General features: G+C 45.9%; 14 protein-coding genes and 1 pseudogene. 10 read left to right on the top strand and 5 right to left on the bottom strand.

Translation table 11 applies throughout. The features are described 5' to 3' along the window. Nucleotides 1-134 precede the first annotated feature (134 nt). From JGK39_RS04365 to JGK39_RS04355, 3 genes and pseudogenes are all read right to left on the bottom strand, one after another. Nucleotides 135-4,198: pseudogene (locus JGK39_RS04365) on the bottom strand (cobaltochelatase subunit CobN); the annotation flags it as partial. A 117-nt stretch (nucleotides 4,199-4,315) separates the two neighbouring features. Further along, nucleotides 4,316-5,053: an ABC transporter ATP-binding protein gene (locus tag JGK39_RS04360; RefSeq protein WP_293257405.1), complete on the bottom strand. Its 738-nt coding sequence runs from the start codon at nucleotides 5,051-5,053 to the stop codon at nucleotides 4,316-4,318. Between the two features lie 389 nt (nucleotides 5,054-5,442). Beyond that, nucleotides 5,443-6,249 carry an ABC transporter ATP-binding protein gene (locus JGK39_RS04355; RefSeq protein WP_293295509.1) on the bottom strand — a complete coding sequence of 269 codons (807 nt, stop codon included), beginning with the start codon at nucleotides 6,247-6,249 and terminating at the stop codon, nucleotides 5,443-5,445. 31 nt (nucleotides 6,250-6,280) lie between these two features. Here JGK39_RS04355 and JGK39_RS04350 point away from each other — a divergent pair, with 31 nt between their 5' ends. From JGK39_RS04350 to JGK39_RS04320, 7 genes are all read left to right on the top strand, one after another. Continuing rightward, on the top strand, nucleotides 6,281-6,544 hold the full coding sequence (locus tag JGK39_RS04350; protein ID WP_293295511.1) for a DUF433 domain-containing protein: 264 nt from the start codon (nucleotides 6,281-6,283) through the stop codon (nucleotides 6,542-6,544). After that, entirely contained in the window at nucleotides 6,541-6,840 is a 300-nt protein-coding gene (locus JGK39_RS04345; RefSeq protein WP_293295513.1) for a DUF4258 domain-containing protein, read from the top strand. The genes JGK39_RS04350 and JGK39_RS04345 overlap by 4 nt, the downstream gene beginning before the upstream one ends. Before the next feature lie 4 nt (nucleotides 6,841-6,844). After that, the gene (locus tag JGK39_RS04340) at nucleotides 6,845-7,093 is read left to right on the top strand and encodes a type II toxin-antitoxin system MqsA family antitoxin (protein ID WP_293295515.1); all 249 of its coding nucleotides are present in this window, start codon (nucleotides 6,845-6,847) and stop codon (nucleotides 7,091-7,093) included. Nucleotides 7,094-7,246: 153 nt separating this feature from the next. Beyond that, on the top strand, nucleotides 7,247-10,117 hold the full coding sequence (locus JGK39_RS04335; RefSeq protein WP_293322008.1) for a HEAT repeat domain-containing protein: 2,871 nt from the start codon (nucleotides 7,247-7,249) through the stop codon (nucleotides 10,115-10,117). Then, nucleotides 10,002-10,382, top strand: a complete 381-nt coding sequence (locus tag JGK39_RS04330) for a hypothetical protein (RefSeq protein WP_293322015.1) — start codon at nucleotides 10,002-10,004, stop codon at nucleotides 10,380-10,382. The genes JGK39_RS04335 and JGK39_RS04330 overlap by 116 nt, the downstream gene beginning before the upstream one ends. Before the next feature lie 4 nt (nucleotides 10,383-10,386). Next, entirely contained in the window at nucleotides 10,387-11,223 is an 837-nt protein-coding gene (locus JGK39_RS04325) for a Uma2 family endonuclease (RefSeq protein WP_293257387.1), read from the top strand. Between the two features lie 65 nt (nucleotides 11,224-11,288). Then, nucleotides 11,289-13,157 (top strand): tetratricopeptide repeat protein, encoded by a 1,869-nt coding sequence (locus JGK39_RS04320; RefSeq protein WP_293257384.1) that lies wholly within the window; start codon nucleotides 11,289-11,291, stop codon nucleotides 13,155-13,157. A 159-nt stretch (nucleotides 13,158-13,316) separates the two neighbouring features. Here the strand turns inward: JGK39_RS04320 and JGK39_RS04315 are convergent, their stop codons facing one another. Further along, a complete protein-coding gene (locus tag JGK39_RS04315; protein ID WP_293257381.1) occupies nucleotides 13,317-13,949 on the bottom strand; it encodes a L,D-transpeptidase in 633 nt (210 codons plus the stop codon). A gap of 457 nt (nucleotides 13,950-14,406) precedes the next feature. Here JGK39_RS04315 and JGK39_RS04310 point away from each other — a divergent pair, with 457 nt between their 5' ends. The 3 genes from JGK39_RS04310 (at nucleotide 14,407) to JGK39_RS04300 (ending at nucleotide 16,602) form a co-directional block, all read left to right on the top strand. Then, nucleotides 14,407-14,658, top strand: a complete 252-nt coding sequence (locus tag JGK39_RS04310; RefSeq protein ID WP_293257378.1) for a hypothetical protein — start codon at nucleotides 14,407-14,409, stop codon at nucleotides 14,656-14,658. A 152-nt stretch (nucleotides 14,659-14,810) separates the two neighbouring features. Further along, nucleotides 14,811-15,308, top strand: a complete 498-nt coding sequence (locus tag JGK39_RS04305) for an autotransporter (RefSeq protein ID WP_293257375.1) — start codon at nucleotides 14,811-14,813, stop codon at nucleotides 15,306-15,308. 106 nt (nucleotides 15,309-15,414) lie between these two features. Beyond that, the gene (locus tag JGK39_RS04300) at nucleotides 15,415-16,602 is read left to right on the top strand and encodes a PQQ-dependent sugar dehydrogenase (protein ID WP_366515969.1); all 1,188 of its coding nucleotides are present in this window, start codon (nucleotides 15,415-15,417) and stop codon (nucleotides 16,600-16,602) included. A 199-nt stretch (nucleotides 16,603-16,801) separates the two neighbouring features. Here the strand turns inward: JGK39_RS04300 and JGK39_RS04295 are convergent, their stop codons facing one another. After that, nucleotides 16,802-17,257, bottom strand: a complete 456-nt coding sequence (locus JGK39_RS04295; protein WP_293257369.1) for a DUF6575 domain-containing protein — start codon at nucleotides 17,255-17,257, stop codon at nucleotides 16,802-16,804. Nucleotides 17,258-17,358: the final 101 nt, after the last annotated feature.

Raw genomic sequence — 17,358 nt, 5'->3', positions numbered from 1 at the left:
ACTTAAACAATATTAGTTAAATAGGATTCATTTGAAACCGGATTTTTTGCAAAAATATGCTATTACAGTGATGCCTATAGGTGAACAAATCCGGTTAACTAGAGTCTCTGGGCGTAAGCCCTGTTAAAAAATTATTTGGATTCGATGACTGCTTCGGCTTCCAGGGCGATCGATCGCAATTTATCAAGAGTATCGCGATCGGCGCTCTCCCACAATCCCCGCTGGCGAGCTTCTAACAATCTTTCCGCCATATCCCGCAGCGCCCAAGGATTATTTTCCTGGATAAATCCCTGCACTTTTTCATCAAAAATGTAAGCCTGTGCAATTCCTTCATACATAAAATCTTCAACACAATTCGCCGTAGCATCGTAAGCAAACAAAAAATCCACCGTGGCGGCAATTTCAAAAGCACCTTTATAACCGTGGCGCATCGCCCCTGCAATCCATTTCGGATTAACCGCCCTGCTGCGATAAACCCGCGCAATTTCTTCTTTGAGTTGCCGCACTTTCGGATTCTCGGGAATCGAGTTATCTCCGAAATAAGTTTCAGGATTTTTGCCTTGCAAATTGCGAATTGCCGCAGTCATTCCGCCTTGGAATTGATAATAATCGTCGGAGTCGAGGATATCGTGTTCGCGGTTGTCTTGATTTTGCAGAACTATTTGCATTTGGCTGAGGCGCTGTGTAAATGCTTCCGGTGCACAACATCCCCATTCACCCCCCCTAACCCCCCCTTGTAAAGGGGGGGGACAAGAAGTAGATTTAGCCCCCCCTTCTAAAGGTGGGGTAAGGGAATTAGCCCCCCCTTTACAAGGGGGGGTTGGGGGGGTAGAGGTGCTTGTATAGGCGTAACTGCTCCAATTAATGTAAGCTGTTGCTAAATCGCTGTCGTCTGTCCAGTTTTGAGCTTCAATTATGCCTTGAAGTCCGGCGCCGTAAGCCCCAGGCTTAGAACCAAAGACTCGAAATTGCGATCGCACTTGGGCATCTTCCCGACTCAAACCAGCCGATTCCCAATCCAAAATCTCTTGTTGAACTTGTGCTGCTAAAGGATTGTCTTCCGCAGGTTCATCTAAATCTGCGACAGCTTTGACAGCCGAGTCAAACAAATCAATTAAATTAAAAAAAGCATCGCGGAAAAAGCCAGAAATCCGCAAAGTAACATCAACGCGCGGCCGCCCCAAAACAGAAACAGGCAAGATTTCAAAATCTACAACTCGGCGCGAAGGCCCATCCCAGATTGGTTGAACTCCGATTAATGCTAAGGCTTCCGCGATGTCGTCTCCCCCCGTCCGCATTGTCGATGTTCCCCACACAGACAAACCCAAAGTTTTGGGATATTCGCCATTTTCTTGAGTGTATCTTTCGATTAAAGTTTCGGCCGCAACTCTGCCAACTCTCCAAGCAGTTTCTGTGGGAATAGCGCGGATATCTACCGAGTAAAAATTGCGGCCTGTGGGCAATACATCTGGTCTGCCGCGGGTGGGTGCGCCGGATGCACCGCTGGGGATGTGTCGTCCATCTAAGCCGCGTAACAAGTTGGTAATTTCTTGGTTTGTTTGGAGGAGTGAAGGTAAAAGATAGTTTTCTATCCAGTCTAATTCTTGTTGGGTTGCTTCTCCTATTTTAAGCGCAGATGAACGCGGATCGACGCGGATGTTTTTGATTAAATCATCTACTAATTCAGCGGCTTTTTCTTCTAATTCGGCGGTTAAATCGCCTGCGGTGGTTAAGGGATCGAAATCTAGATTTAAGTCTTGGGCGAGGGCGCGGGTTAAGCCGGAACGATTTGTGCTAGGATGGCGGGCGATCGCAATTATCAAATCTCGCAACTGTCTACCTTGGGGACATTGCCCGAAAATATGCAATCCGTCGCGGATTTGGGACTCTTTGAGTTCGCAAAGATAACCGTCGGTGCGGGTGATAAACTCGGTAAACTCAGATTTATTGAGTTGGATTCCTAAGTCTTTATCTAGATTTTCTTGGTTGGTGAGGGCTACAATGCGATCGCGAATCATCGGTAATCTAGACGGATCTAAGCTTTGGGCTTCGCAATATTCGTCGATTAAGGCTTCCAATTGCTGCAAAGGCCCGTAAAGTTCGGCGCGAGTCATCGGCGGGGTGAGGTGGTCGATTATCACGGCTTGCGATCGTCTTTTTGCCTGGGAACCCTCCCCCGGATCGTTGACAATAAACGGATAGAAATTCGGCAGCGCGCCCAATGCCACTTCGGGATAACATTTATTAGACAATGCAACACTTTTACCGGGAAGCCATTCTAAATTACCGTGTTTTCCCGCATGAATAATCGCATCAATTCCCAACTTTTCGCGCAGCCAATAATAGTAAGCGAGATAATTGTGGGTAGGTTCCAAATCAGGCGCGTGATAGTTCAAACTCGGGTCAATTTCATATCCGCGCGATGGTTGAATTCCCACAAATACATTGCCGAATTGAATCCCCGGAATCGGAAACAGTTTCGCATCCAGGTTCGAGTCCTTCCCAGGTTCGTAGTAAGGACTTCAGTCCTTCCCAGGTTCGTAGTAAGGACTTCAGTCCTTCCCAGGTTCGTAGTAAGGACTTCAGTCCTTCCTTCCCCAGTCGCCAACCCCCATCTATTACAAATTCCATCCTGTACTTCCTGCGGCAAAGTAGTAAAATATTCTTTATATTCCGCCAAATCCAAATATTGATTTACAGGCTGCAATTCGCGTCCTTCCGGGTCATTTGTCACGCCAGAAGTCAGAAGTTCAATTAACTCATTACCGCTAGCAGGGATGTTTTCAACTTGATAACCGGCTTCCTGCATAGCCTTGAGGATTTCCACACAACTAGCGGGCGTATCCAAGCCGACGCCGTTAGCTAAACGGGCGTTGCGGGTGGGATAGTTTGCGAGAATGATGGCGATGCGTCTGTTGGCGGCGGGGGTTTGTTTCATTTTCACCCAATTCGCCGTTAAGTCTGCTACGAATGAAATGCGATCGTCCGCTGCGACATATCCTACCACATCTGTTTCTAATTCGCTGTTCCAAGTCTGTACAGCTTTAAAAGAAACAGCCCGAGTAATGATTTTACCATCTACTTCAGGTAATGCCACATTCATCGCCACATCGCGGGGCGAAAGTCCTTGCAATTCAGTTTCCCACTGTTCCAAACCGCCACCGCTGAAGATTGCTTGCAAGATAGGAACATCTAAGGATTTAAAGCTATTTTGTTCCGGTTCGAGATTGTTGAAACCCGAGACTGCAAAACTTGTTGTATTAATGAGTAATTGAATTGGTTCGGAGTCTTTGGGTTTAAAAAAATCCAGCAATTCCACTTGCAAATCCGGTTCTCGCAGGGAAGATACAAAGACGGGAACTGGTACCAAATTTCGCTCTACTAAAGCTTGACAAAGTGCATCGATCGGCGCTAAATTTCCTGATAAGTAATGAGCGCGATAAAATAAAATCCCGACCGTAGGGGCGGTGGATGGTGCGTGCCCGCCCTCTTCGTACCCTTTAGCATCTGTTTCCCAACCCGGAGATCCCCCCCAGCCCCCCTTAACAAGGGGGGAGCAAGAAGTTGTCAAAGTTGGTCTTATTAGGGGGAATTTAGGGGGATCGGAATCTGGTTGTACAGTTTGAAAACACGCCCCCGGGCGCCCGCCCCAATCATAAATTCCCACCCGAGAAACTGTTTGAGGAAGAGGCGGATTGTAAGCAGTTTTCAAACAAGTATCGGCGGCAAACTTAAGTGCATTAACAAAATTCTGGACTCCGCCTTCTGTGAAATAGCGCCACAGTTGATTTACCACTGACAGCGATACATTAGAATGACTAATTAAATCCGGATCTGGACTATCTTCACCCGGCATCACAATCAATGCTGCATTAGTTTTCTGCACCGTTTCCCGCAGAACTTCTAACCCGTAAGACCAATAAGAACGCCCGCCTAACAGCCTTAAGATTATCACCTCCGCGCGTTCTAAAATTTCCTCGGCGTAGGTGTCAATGGTTAATTGTTGCTGCAATTGAAGCAGATTTACGGCCCGCACTTTGGGAAATTCTGCGGGCATTTTGGATGCGGCGGCCGCGAGTGTTTGAATGTCAGTGTCAGCAGCACTAATAAACACGATTGGTGCTGGGGTTTGCTGAATAAAAATTACTCCTTCTGCTTGAGGGTTCCAACCTCCGGGCGTAGCGGCTATTTTGTGCATTAAATTATCCTCTATAATAAGTTTGTAGTTAAGTTTGTAGTGAGGACTTGAGTCCTCTGATTTTTGGGATTCATGAAGAGGACTGAAGTCCTCACTACGAACCCAAAAATGTCGGAATTAACCTAAGTATGCTTTCTTTACTTGTTCGTTGTTGAGTAAATCTGATGCTATGCCTGTGATGGTAATGTTACCAGCTTCTAGTACGTAAGCCCGATCGGCAATTTGGAGTGCTAAATTCGCGTTTTGTTCGACTAACAAGATTGTAACGCCCGTAGAGCGCAGGTTTTGGATTATTGCAAAAATTTCTTTGACGATCGCGGGTGCTAAGCCTAAACTAGGTTCGTCTAATAATAGCAGTTTCGGGCGGCTCATGAGCGCGCGGGCGATCGCCAGCATTTGCTGTTCCCCGCCACTAAGGGTTCCCGCCAGTTGAGTCCGCCTTTCGGCAAGGCGCGGAAATATCTCGAATTGGCGACTTAAATCGGTTTTGATGGCTGCGAAGTCCGATCGAATATAAGCACCCAATTCCAAGTTTGTCAACACCGTCTGCTGCGCCAAAACCCTTCGCCCTTCTGGACTGTGGGCGATTCCCAATTTTACCACTTCGTGAGCTTGGCGGCGGCTAATATCGCGCCCGCTGTAGATGATTTGTCCTTCCCGGAAATTAACTATTTTAGAAATTGCTCTGAGGGTGGTACTTTTTCCCGCACCGTTAGCCCCGATGAGACTGACAACTTCGCCCGCATTTATGATTAAGTTGATATTTTGCAGGGCTTGAATTCCTCCGTAATTTACACAGAGGTTTTTGAGTTCTAAGAGGATGTTTTCTTTTGTTTTGGGTTGGATATTGTGCATCTTTTTTGTTTTATAAATTTTATTGTGAGGCGCAATAAACTTTCTCGTTTTTCCAGCAGTCCGCCAGGGGTTAAAAACCCCTGTCTCATAGCTAAAGTCCTCTAAAGAGGACTGTAAGATATCACTCTAACTCTTAGTCTGCAGAGGCGGACATCGTATGTATAGACGCGATTTCAATCGCCGGCTTATGTGGGATTTAACTCTTAGTCCGCGCAGGCGGACATCGTATGTATAGGCGCGATTTCAATCGCCCGCTTATCTTACAAAAAGAATGTAACTCTAACTCTTATTCCGCGGAGGCGGACATTGTTTTTGTAGACGCGATTTCCAATTGCCGGGTTATTTTGCAACCTTCCAATCGCCAGATTTGCCATCAATTTTATTTATTTTTAATCTCCCAAATAAGCCTCAATTACAGCAGGATTATTCCTAACAATCGCAGGTTCACCCAAGGCAATTAGCTGACCAAAATGTAGCACAGCAATGCGATCGCACAATCCCATCACCAGCGGTACGTGATGCTCGATCAATATTACAGTTAAATTGAATTGTGCGCGCACTTCCCGGATAAATTCACTCAACTTGTGCTTTTCCGCAGGATTCATCCCCGCCGCTGGTTCATCTAGCAGCAAGATTGTCGGTTCTAGGGCTAAGGCGCGGGCGATTTCTAAGCGCCTCTGATCGCCGTAGGGCAGGTTTTTGGCTTGTTCCTGCGCGCGATCGCCCAAACCGACCAAATCCAAGAATTCCAGGGCTTTCCGCTGGGTTTTGCGTTCCATTGCGTTAGATTCTGGTAAGCCGAAAATCCCCGATAGTAGCGATAATACTGGATTTTGCGATCGGCTGTGGATGTGTCGGGCGATCGCCACATTCTCCAACACCGAAAGTTCCCCAAACAACCTAATATTTTGAAAAGTGCGCGCCATACCTTTATTCGCAATTTGATAAGGCCGCAATTTAGAAATATTTTCGTCTTGATAAATCAGATTGCCACTAGAAGCAGGTATCAGTCCAGTCATTACATTAAATAGGGTGGTCTTGCCAGCGCCGTTAGGGCCGATCAATCCAAAAATCTCGTGTTTTTGAACTGTGAAAGATACGTCGTTCACAGCAACTAAACCGCCAAAGCGGCGAGTTAATCCTTGGGCTTCTAAGACGGGACTGCTTTTTGAGAGGGTAAGTGGTTCGGAAATCATAAACAAATGATAGAATATAAGATATCTAATTATGCCTCAAATTATGGATGCTCAAAAACTCTTAGAACGAATCACAGTAAATCCCCAAATATTTAACGGAAAACCGATTATTCGGGGTCGCCGTCTGGCAGTTGAGCATATTCTAGGAATGTTAGCCGCTGGCGACACTCCAGAAATTATTTTAGAAGGCTATCCTTGGCTAGAAAGAGAAGATATTCAGGCTTGTCTAGTTTATGCTCACCGACTGGTTAGTCACGAGCGTATCGAACCTCTATTGGTGGAAGCTGGCAAATGAAAGCAGAGGAAATTCAAGCAAGAATTCGCCAAAATCTGTATGTTTACACAGCTCATGGAGATATCGAGCGTCAGGCTGATGGCTTAACCTTTACTCAGGTTGAGGAAGCTTTACTCAACGGAGAGATTCTTGAGCAATATCCTAACACTGGTCGAGGTGAAAGTTGTCTAATATTAGGTTATGCAGGTGAGATTCCTATTCATATAGTCTGTGGTTGGCGCGGTGAAAGAGTAGCAATTATAACTGTATATATTCCCAGTCTCCCAAATTTTATTAACCCTAGAACTAGAGGATAGACCCATGCGAGAAATTCGATGCAATACCTGTGATAGCAACCGCTATGAGGAACGTAAAATCAATTACCTTTACAGTTATCAAGGTAAATACTTGCTAGTTCCTAACACGCCTGTTGAGATTTGTCTGGATTGTGGCATGATTTATTATGATGCAGCAGTTCTTAAAGAAATTGAGCGCTGTTTCTTTGCTATTCACCAGCAGCATGAAATGCCGGATTCATATATTCAAATTCCGAGCAAGAGTTACACGTAAAAAATTGTTTTTTAATGGACAAACCGGAATGTTGTTAAAATCCCGCTTTTTAAGCAGGATTTAGGGCGATCGATTTCACCGCTGACAAGCACAAATTTAGATCGCCCGGATTCAGAAAACCAATTTGATGAGAATGTAGATACAATAATTCAAATGACTGAGGCAGCTCATCAAATACAAGGATTCTGGCCCATGACGAAGCACTACCGACAAAGATTAGTTGCCGTAATTGCCCTCTCGTTTCTATCTTTCACATCCCCTTTGCTGTTGATTCGCAATGCTGCTGCTGAAAACCTGCGCGCATCCAAGGCTAATCCCAAAGAGATTGCCTCCCTCATTGAGAAGTTAAAGACTAACGATGAAAGGGAACTTGATGCAGCTATTGAGAAGTTAGGAAAAATAGGTGAACCAGCTATCCCTGCTTTGATTGAAGCTTTGCAGGATGAGAATTTGCAAGTCCGCCAGAGTGCTGCTAAGGTTCTCGAAAAAATTGATGTTCCTGCTATTCCAGCCCTTGTCAAAGCCTTGAAAGACTCAGATGTGCGGGTACGTCGCCGCGCTGCTGCTGTGCTAGAAACAATTAGCGATCGCTGGTATCAGTGGTATCAGTATGGAACGCCATCAGAAGCTAAAGCTGCTGTGCCGCAGCTAATTCCCCTGCTTAAAAACTCCGATGCAGATGTGCGTAGCAGTGCAGCCTCTGTTTTGGGGAGTATGCGGGCAGAAGCTAAAACTGCTGTGCCACAACTAATTCTCCTGCTGAAAGACTCCGTCCTGCTGAAAGACTCCGATGCAGAGGTGCGTAGCAGTGCAGCCTTTGCCTTGGGGAGAATCGGTGCAGAAGCTAAAGCTGCTGTGCCGCAGCTAATTCCCCTGCTAATTCCCCTGCTTAAAGACTCCGATGCAAATGTGCGTAGCAGTACAGCCTCTGCTTTGGGGATTATCGGTGCAGAAGCTAAAACTGCTGTGCCGCAGCTAATTCCTCTACTTCAAGACTCCGATGCAAATGTGCGTAGCAGTACAGCCTATGCCTTGGGGAGTATCGGTGCAGAATTTAAAACTGCTGTGCCACAACTAATTCCTCTACTTCAAGACTCCGATGCAAATGTGCGTAGCAGTACAACCTCTGCTTTGGGGAGTATCGGTGCAGAAGCTAAAGCTGCTGTGCCGCAGCTAATTCCCCTGCTAATTCCCCTACTTCAAGACTCCGATGCAAATGTGCGTAGCAGTACAGCCTCTGCTTTGGGGATTATCGGTGCAAAAGCTAAAACTGCTGTGCCACAACTAATTCTCCTGCTTAAAGACTCCGATGCAAATGTGCGTAGCACTACAGCCTATGCTTTGGGGAGAATCGGTGCAGAATCTAAAGCTGCTGTGCCGCAGCTAATTCCCTTGCTTAAAGACTCCGATCTGACTGTGCGTTATGGTGCAGCCTCTGCTTTGGGGAGTATCGGTGCAGAATCTAAAACTGCTGTGTCGCAGCTAATTCCCCTGCTGAAAGACTCCGATTCAAATGTGCGTAGTAGTACCGCCGATGCCTTGGTGAATATTGCTCTTAGCCTTCAAGAAAAAGCAAAGATGCTAACTTCACAGGAGTTAAATCAGGCTGTATCAAACTTAGAATCAGCCTTGAAAATTGTGGCAGAACCTAAAGCTGATTTCTCACGATCGACGATCGCAAATCTCCGTGTATACCTCAATGTTCTCAAGGCCGAACAAAACGCCAAGTTATTCAAATTAATTGGCCAGAATCAATGGGTAACAGCAGCAATAATTTATCTAATCTTCTTCCCCTCCCTTTGGTTCGCAATCCTGCGGCTGCGTCCCCTATGGCTGCTGCGAATCAACGATGCACTCAAACCCTATGAATTCAAACTACCTGAAACATTGGGCGGTGCTCCGGTGCGAATTCGCGACCTTACCTTTTTCAGTTTTTTTCTTTACCGTCCCAGAGTTCTAGATGCCTGGGTTTGGGCCCACATCAAAACAGTCCGCGAACAATTTTTCCAAAACCCAACAGTCAAAAGCCGCGCTACTTACATCCCAGTTGCTTTTGAATTAGATGACAAAAAAGTACCTCAACTCAGGGGCGAAGATTTGCAATCAATTTTCACCAAAAAGCGATTTTGCCTGCTGATATGGGGTGAAGGCGGCATCGGCAAAACTAGCATCGCTTGTCAAATTGCAGATAGGGCAATGGCAGCAGATAAAACCAAACGCCTCTGCAAACACCTGATGATTCCAATTCTGATCGAAGAACTAGAAAGTGAATTCCTCGCAGCCAAACATCCGTTCTTGGAAGCCATAAGCGGTCAGCTAAAATCTATCAGCAACCATCCTACCCCCATCGATCGAGAACTGCTGCAACACTTGCTGCAACAGCGCCGTATCCTGGTAATTACCGACCATTTTTCAGAAATGGCAGAAGCAACTCAAAAGGAAATCAACCCTAATTCTCCCGATTTTCCCGTCAATGCTTTGGTTGTGACTTCGCGACTAGATTCAACAATGCGTAACGTCCCCAAAACAACGATTCACCCGCTGCGAATAGAAGGTTCTGAGCTATCAGCTTTTATGGAAAAATACTTGGATAAGCTAGGTAAACTGAATCTTTTCAACGGTTCGCAATTTCATTATGTCTGCGGCGATTTGGCTAAACTTTTAGAAGAAATCAGAATTCAAGGCAGAAGTACAACTGTATTGTTTGCCAAACTGTATGCAGATGTATTAATCGCTAAAATGGAAGGAGTCAAAGATCAATATTTACCTCAAAACATACCAGATTTGATGCTGGAGTACCTGAAGCAACTCAACCGGGATGTGGCAGAGCATAAATTGACAAATCGCACCGTTTATGAAGATGCTCAATTGCTGGCTTGGGAATGCCTGAAACTAACATGCCATCAATGTGCTATCTGTCTTAAATTCACAAAATGCAGAACAACGCCTCAACTATCTCGAAGAAAAACTCCACCTCATCCAAACGAACCTTCCCAGCCAAGAGAATATCCGCTTTGTACTTGACCCCGTAGCCGAGTATTTAGCAGGATTGCATTTAGTCGATATTTATGGTGAAGATGAAAGCAAGTGGCGCGATTTTCTAATAGATGCAGACTTTCAAAATTCGCCCGAGGCAATTAAAGGTTTTATGTTAGCAGTTCGTGATTGTTATTTGGCCAAGATTCCCGGTGCAAAGGATACCGATTTTCTGCCAAAAGAAATCGCAGCGCGCTATAATGTCTCCATTACCGTACCGCCTCAACCTCCTCAAGCCGTCTCGCCCGGGTAATCTTATGACTGCATACAAACACGACCCGCAGCCTTCCCAAGCAAAAGTGCTACCGACGATGTACGATCTACCCAGTGAAGACCCGGAGGAGCCTGGTTTGCCTGACGAATATCACCGCTTGCAAGCACAAGTTTTGTGCGATAGCTGCATTCCCCCTAATTATCCAGCCGATCGCGTATTCTCTGCCAGCGATCTGAATCTATACTACGACTCCAACCACCTCAATTGGTATAAAAGACCCGATTGGTATTTAGTTGTAGGCGTTTCGAGATTTTACCAAGACAGAGACTTGCGCCAAAGTTACGTGATTTGGGATGAGGTGGTAAGTCCTTTAATTGCGATAGAATTTCTGTCACCAGGTACGGAGGATGAAGATTTAGGTTTCACAGAATCGGAACCAAACAAACCTCCGACTAAGTGGCAGGTTTACGAGAGGATTTTGAAGATTCCTTATTACTTTGTGTTTAGTAAATATAACAATCAATTGAGAGTTTTTCGCTTGATTGGCAACCGTTACCGCGAACAAGTGTTAACAGGTTCGCGATTTTGGATACCGGAAATCCAGTTAAGTTTAGGTTTGTGGCAAGGTGCTTTCCTGCAAAATGAAAGGTTGTGGCTGCGCTGGTATGATATTAATGGGAATTTAGTTCCGACTCCTGAAGAATTTGAAAGACAGCGAGCTCAATTGGAAAGTCAACGAGCTGAATTTGAAAGGCAGCAAGCTGAAATTGAAAGACAGCAAGCTGAATCAGAAAGGCAGCGGGCTGAATCAGAAAGGGATCGAGCAAATCGATTGGCCGATCGCCTGCGAGGAATGGGCATTAACCCAGACGATCTGTAAAATTAAGTAGCAGCCTGCAATACGGCTCGCGGTGTCAATAAAAACTTATTAACTAAAAATAACTTATGCCAGAATCTACTTCATTGCGCGATCGCTACCTAGCACTGATCGATAAAATTGTCGAAATCACCCTCAAAGGTCAAATTCGCTCGAAAGAACAAGTATATCAAATGTTGGTGCAAGACATTGGCACCGGCACCGGCGAAATCTTTGAACGCTGTTTCGGCGAACGCCTCGATGCCACCGACAACCTGCTCAGAAATGAAAAAGACGAAATCAAACAAGCCAAGGCAAATCGCAGCCTCAGAGCGCTAAAAACCATCCAAGGAGAATGGGAACGCTGGCAGAAGGATAACCGCGTCGATCGCGAAATCGCATCCTCCATCCAACAAATTCTTACCGCCGAATCCAACAGCCGCCTCCTGGCAATCTTCCAAATAATCGATCCCAATAAAGAACATCCGCTGACTCTCGATCAATTGCAGCAATTGTCGAAATCCGTACACCAACAAATGCTGCAAACTACCAATCCCGAAACCGAGCGAGATTTGCAGCAAATTACCGCCGGGATTGCCAAAGGTTTAGAATCTTGGCAGCGTTTGGAACCGGAACTCGTCGGCTGGATTTATCAGCCGCAGCAGCTAGGATTCGCCGGCAGTCCCGAACAAAATGGGCCTTGGGCTTTTTGGGCAAAAAAAGTGAATAGTGCCTTTGCTAACGCTCTTTTGCAGACTATTGCCAGGGGTGATTCTATCGTTGAATTTGCAGCCAAGCAATCTAATGTAGAATTAGGTACATTGCTGGAATTGGCGATTATTTTGCAGTGTTTGCAACGGGCTTTGGTAACGTGGTTTGACAAGCAAGTTTATGATTCCAAGGTGTCCACAAAAGCTTCGATTTCTACTTACATTACTTTTTCGGTAATTTGGAGTCAGCTAGCTAGTGGATTTAATAATTCTACTAAGAGCGGCGAACAGTTGGCAAATGCTTGTTTTCAAGTGACTTTGCAAATTTTACGCACTTTTTCTCAGCGGGAATACTTTCCGCTTTATGGCGGGATTTTTGCTTCGTTTGACGGTAAAGCTTTGCGGCATACTTTGGATTATTTAGATGAACCGCTACGCCGCGTTGAAGGTACTCAAGCGAAGGCTCGGATTTTGACGCTTTTGGGTTATTCGATGCAGGCGGCGGGCGCCTACGAACGATCGATCTTGCTGCACAAGCAATCCCTGGAAATTGCCCGCATGGAAGGAGATAAAGCTTGCGAAGTTGCCAATCTCAATCACATCAGCCGCAATTATGTGGCTCAAAAAAATTATCAGGAAGCGATTAATTACAGTCAGCGGGCTTTGATTATGGCACGGCAAGCGGGAGAGCGGCAAGGTGAGGCGAACGCCCTGGCTAATTTGGGCTACAGCGAGGTGTTTCAAGCGCGGCAGTTGGAGGAGGTGGAACCGGAAATTTACGAAAGTGCTATTAGTTATTTGGAGCAAGGCTTGTTATTATCGGAGAAATTGGGAGACAGGCAAAGTCAAGCTTTTTGCTCTAGCAGCCTCGGGATTGCTAAAATTGCTCTGGAAAATGCTGCCGGTGCGATCGAGTATTTGGTCAAAGGTTGGCAAGCTGCTCAATTTTCCGGCGACTTATATCTGCAAGGTTTGAATTTGGCTTATTTGGCTCAAGCTTATTACAGCCTGAATGAGCTAGAACAAGCGATATTTGCTGGCTGTTTGGGAATGTATACTTTGGAACAAATTGGGGCGATGGAATGGCGTCAATCGGCTGGTTTGCTGACGATTTTGCGGGGACAAATGGGGGCGGAAGCTTTTAAACAGTCTTTGGCTAAAAGTCGTCCCAATATCATTCCGGCGATCGGTGTTGACGGCTACGATTATATCCCGGAATTGTTGAAAAAATACCAGCAATCTATTTGAACGATCCAGGTTTGTAGTGAGGACTTTAGTCCTTTCTTTTCTGAGGACTAAAGTCCTCACTACAAACCTAATTACAGGTTTGTAGTGAGGACTTTAGTCCTTTCTTTTCTGAGGACTAAAGTCCTCACTACAAACCTAATTACCTTACTACAAACCTAATTACTTCTCGACTATCACCGGCGTACCCACTGCGACTTTCTCAAATAAAGCTTGGGCATCTTTATCAAACATTCTGACACAACCGTGAGAAGCCGCTCGCCCGATCGACTCTGGATTCGGAGTACCATGAAAACCAATCACATTCTTACCATCCGTCCAAAACCCAATCCACCTACTCCCCAAAGGATTATCCGGCCCTGCGGGTACAAGTTCTCCAGTCCAAGGGTGTTCCCAAACTGGATCTTTGATCATGTGTGTAATTTTAAAATTGCCTGTAGGAGTTTCCCAGCCACCTTTTCCCACAGCCACCGGGAAACTGGCTTGCACCTTGTTTTTGCGGTAAACATAGACCCGGCGTTCTCGCAATCTCAGCACTAAACGCACTTCCTCAATGGCATTTTCCGGCGCGTTTGGTTCCTGGGGAATATACCGAGACGGTTCGCCCAATGGTGGCAATTCTGGAACTCCGAGATTTGGCAATTTTACCTCGGATTTTGAGCGCTGGGCGATCGCACTATTGCTCAAATTAGCCGCAGGTTCGGCAGTCGCTTGCTGCTGTAAGGCAACAGACAGCGCCGCTGCACTCAAACCGATCGCAATTAAGTTGTTAAATAAAAATTTGCTGTTCACCATTATTTTGTTCGCTAAACTCCTCACCAGCAGTTCCTACAAATGTCCTTATCTAATTATCCGCAAACTCCACCGAAAAGCCAAAATTTAGAGATGGCTTTTTTAGTGTAAATGCCCTGCTCAGTTTTTAGTTTCAATTACACAAATTATAACTTATTTAACTACCACAATATAGGTTTGTAGTGAGGACTTTAGTCCTTAAAATTAGATGCGGACTGAAGTCCTCACTACAAACAATATAGGTTTGTAGTGAGGACTTTAGTCCTTAAAATTAGATGCGGACTAAAGTCCTCACTACAAACAATATTTTTTATTGCGGGTAATTGACCGGAAATGATATAACTCAACACAAAACTTACGCATTAATACCAATTAAACCGGGATTTTATACGGCTAACGGTGGCGCTCGGCGAGAGATTTTCGCGAACAAATCCGGTTGATGGGTAAATCGTGTAAGTCAATGATTGAATTTTACCTCCGACTCATTGGATTTTTTTATCTGTGGCAGACTGACGATCGCAAATTGAAACTGTGGCGCTGCTGCATCCGGCAAGCACAATCTGTCTTTTGGCAGAGTTTCCCGCCCGTGCCGCAACAGTTAGAGGGGCGCAAAAAAATGCAAACGGTCGATCGAACAAACTCAATATATCACGCCGACACTCTAGAGATGCGAAGCACTGAACTTCTTGTAACTAGGGAACTTATGATGTAGAATTTAGTCTTTCAAAACTTGTTCGATAAACTTTTTGTGAGATTGTCCTAAATTTACTACTCCGGGGATTAAACTGGATTAGGTTTAAAGGTTGGGACTTTCGCGCAGCGGAAGCAAGCCCGACCCTAAATAGCAGTTAATGTGAGGTTTCAATGCGTCTTCAGAAGCTCAAATTATTTACAGGTGCAACCCTGTCGGTACTAATATCGGCTGTCTCAGTGAATCCTGCGATGGCCAACCCTCCAATTGAAATAGCCCAAACGCAGAGCACCACAACAGCAAACGCTCAAACCCTTGTGGGTTTTGTCAAAAATATTGTCGGCGACATCGTAACAATTAGCCCAGAAAGCGGGCCCTACAGGACTCTCAGGATTCAAAGATGTATCCTGAGAATTACGTCCCTGGTACCGGGAATGAAAGTCCGAGCCACCGTAGCCGGAGATCAGGTAGAAAGGCTCGTCGTGATCCCCGATTATAAAGTAGTCTCTACCACAGTTGTTCGTCCCCCCGCTCCGGCACCGCGTCCGGCCCCTGAACCGCCACCGCGTCCGGCTCCCGCTCCCCGCCCAGTTCCCCGTCCGGCTCCCGCTCCGGCTCCGCGTCCGATGCCCGCTCCCCGTCCAGCTCCTCCTGTGAGAGGACTTTGGTAGAACTAGGTTTCTAACCAGAATTAAGCCACCGCGCGCGCGGTGGCTTCGCTTTTTCAGAGCAGTTACAATAAGATAACTGTCAAGCAATTGTTGAGAAATCGCTGCTATGTATTACCTGCGTTTCTTGCTGCTAATTCTGCTGTTACCGCTGGTTGCGTGCGATCGAGCTACCGATGCCACAGCGACTCCCGTACCCGCACCAAGTCCGCTGTCGCAAATTCCCTCCGTTGCACCGCTGACAAATGTTCGCACAACTCAAATTGTACCGACCAAACCGCTTTCCCCGCAGCCGATCCGCATTGTTGCAACTGCTTTGCCGCGGCCTTTCGCCACAGAAAGCGCCTCGAAACCTCCTCAAGTAGTACCGATTCCCCCATCGCCAGTGCTGCAAGTGCCTCCTGGCTTTGTCGTCAACGTTTTTGCTGACAATTTAGATGCTCCCCGATGGCTGGCTTTGACGCCGACAGGGGATGTTTTGGTAACAGAAACCCGGCAGAATCGGATTAGGCTGCTGCGCGATGCCAACGGTGATGGCGTTGCTGAGGTGAACATGACTTTTGCTAGCGCCCAAAACGGCTTAAATATTCCCTTTGGTATGGCTTTTGCCGATCGCTATTTCTTCCTGGGAAACACCGCCGAAGTCCGCCGATTTCCCTACACAAAAGGGCAGGAACAATTAACAGGTACTGGTCAAAAAATTGCCGATTTACCGGGCGGCGGCTACAACCAACACTGGACGCGAAATGTTGTCGCTTCTCCAAATAACCGCCAACTTTTCGTATCAGTTGGTTCCCAATCTAATGCCGATTCCGAACCCTTGCCGAGGGCGTCGGTGCAAGTCATGAATTTGGACGGTACAAACCCGCAAACTTTTGCTTCCGGTTTGCGAAATCCGGTGGGATTGGATTTTCACCCGAAAACCAATCAACTCTACACTACAGTCAACGAGCGCGACGGCTTGGGAGATGATTTGGTGCCGGATTACTTGACAAGAATTCGTCAAGGCGAGTTTTACGGCTGGCCTTACGCTTATTTTAAGCCGAATTTGCTCGACCCGCGCCACGTCAAAAATGGAAATAGCGATCGGCCTGATTTAGCAGCTAAAACATTAATGCCAGATGTGTTGTTTCAGGCGCATTCTGCGGCTTTGGGACTTCAGTTTTACGACGGGAAAACGTTTCCTAAAAGATTTTTTAACGGAGCATTTGTGGCGTTTCGCGGCAGTTGGAACCGCAATGCAGGACTTTTAATGCGGCGACGGGACGCCCTCAAGGTTATTATGAGGATTTTCTGACTGGTTTTCTCACAGATCCGTCGGGCCCGAAAACTTGGGGGCGGCCTGTTGGTTTGCTGGTTTTACCTGATGGGAGTTTATTGTTTACTGAGGAAGCCAATAATCGGATTTATCGGGTGCAGTATCGCGGCTGACGATGGGGCGATTTATTAGATACCGACTTTTTCAAGAAGTCGGGTATCTGGTTGTTTAATCAGCTTCAAACCTTGCTAAGTTGAGATTCACCGGAAACTTTTTGAAAAATTAATAACTTATCTTCTGCCACCGTTTCGCGATTTAAATCAGACATTTCGTAATAGGAATCTGTTTCGGGCAAGTAGATTGCCGGTAAATTTTCAGGCAGGATTAAATAAGTGTTTTTTACCTGTAAATCATTGTCTATATCTAATGAATAGAGAAATCCGTCCACAGGATTTACAATTAACTCGTGCAATGAAACTTGTCCCTCTATGTAAAGCTTGAGAGTTAGTTGTGCAACTCTGAAAACCAACCAGCGATTGTACAAATTATCTACATCGCACCAAGAATAAAGATAGCTATCGCCGTATTCATTCTCAAAAAGCGATAGTAGCGGGCCGTCGAAATACTCTAAATGGACTATGCTTCTGAGAGATAAAGGAAATTTATCTAGTTTAAATCCTATTAATTGTTCCATCTTAAATGTTAGCCGAAAATCACTCAAGACTTACGCACAGACACTATCTGTAGGGTGCGCACTTCGCACCTTACTAAATGTTAGCCGAAAATCACTCAAGA

The organism is Microcoleus sp. PH2017_12_PCY_D_A, from assembly GCF_020738565.1.
Classification (GTDB): Bacteria; Cyanobacteriota; Cyanobacteriia; order Cyanobacteriales; family Microcoleaceae; genus Microcoleus.
The sequence above is the reverse complement of the archived record's forward strand: the minus strand, read 5'-3'. Positions and strand labels throughout refer to the sequence as shown.

Coding starts and splice junctions, on each gene's coding strand:
- JGK39_RS04360 (WP_293257405.1), bottom strand. CDS start 5,053: ATGCACAATATCCAACCCAAAACAAAAGAAAACATCCTCTTAGAACTC.
- JGK39_RS04355 (WP_293295509.1), bottom strand. CDS start 6,249: ATGATTTCCGAACCACTTACCCTCTCAAAAAGCAGTCCCGTCTTAGAA.
- JGK39_RS04350 (WP_293295511.1), top strand. CDS start 6,281: ATGCCTCAAATTATGGATGCTCAAAAACTCTTAGAACGAATCACAGTA.
- JGK39_RS04345 (WP_293295513.1), top strand. CDS start 6,541: ATGAAAGCAGAGGAAATTCAAGCAAGAATTCGCCAAAATCTGTATGTT.
- JGK39_RS04340 (WP_293295515.1), top strand. CDS start 6,845: ATGCGAGAAATTCGATGCAATACCTGTGATAGCAACCGCTATGAGGAA.
- JGK39_RS04335 (WP_293322008.1), top strand. CDS start 7,247: ATGACTGAGGCAGCTCATCAAATACAAGGATTCTGGCCCATGACGAAG.
- JGK39_RS04325 (WP_293257387.1), top strand. CDS start 10,387: ATGACTGCATACAAACACGACCCGCAGCCTTCCCAAGCAAAAGTGCTA.
- JGK39_RS04320 (WP_293257384.1), top strand. CDS start 11,289: ATGCCAGAATCTACTTCATTGCGCGATCGCTACCTAGCACTGATCGAT.
- JGK39_RS04315 (WP_293257381.1), bottom strand. CDS start 13,949: ATGGTGAACAGCAAATTTTTATTTAACAACTTAATTGCGATCGGTTTG.
- JGK39_RS04310 (WP_293257378.1), top strand. CDS start 14,407: ATGATTGAATTTTACCTCCGACTCATTGGATTTTTTTATCTGTGGCAG.
- JGK39_RS04305 (WP_293257375.1), top strand. CDS start 14,811: ATGCGTCTTCAGAAGCTCAAATTATTTACAGGTGCAACCCTGTCGGTA.
- JGK39_RS04300 (WP_366515969.1), top strand. CDS start 15,415: ATGTATTACCTGCGTTTCTTGCTGCTAATTCTGCTGTTACCGCTGGTT.
- JGK39_RS04295 (WP_293257369.1), bottom strand. CDS start 17,257: ATGGAACAATTAATAGGATTTAAACTAGATAAATTTCCTTTATCTCTC.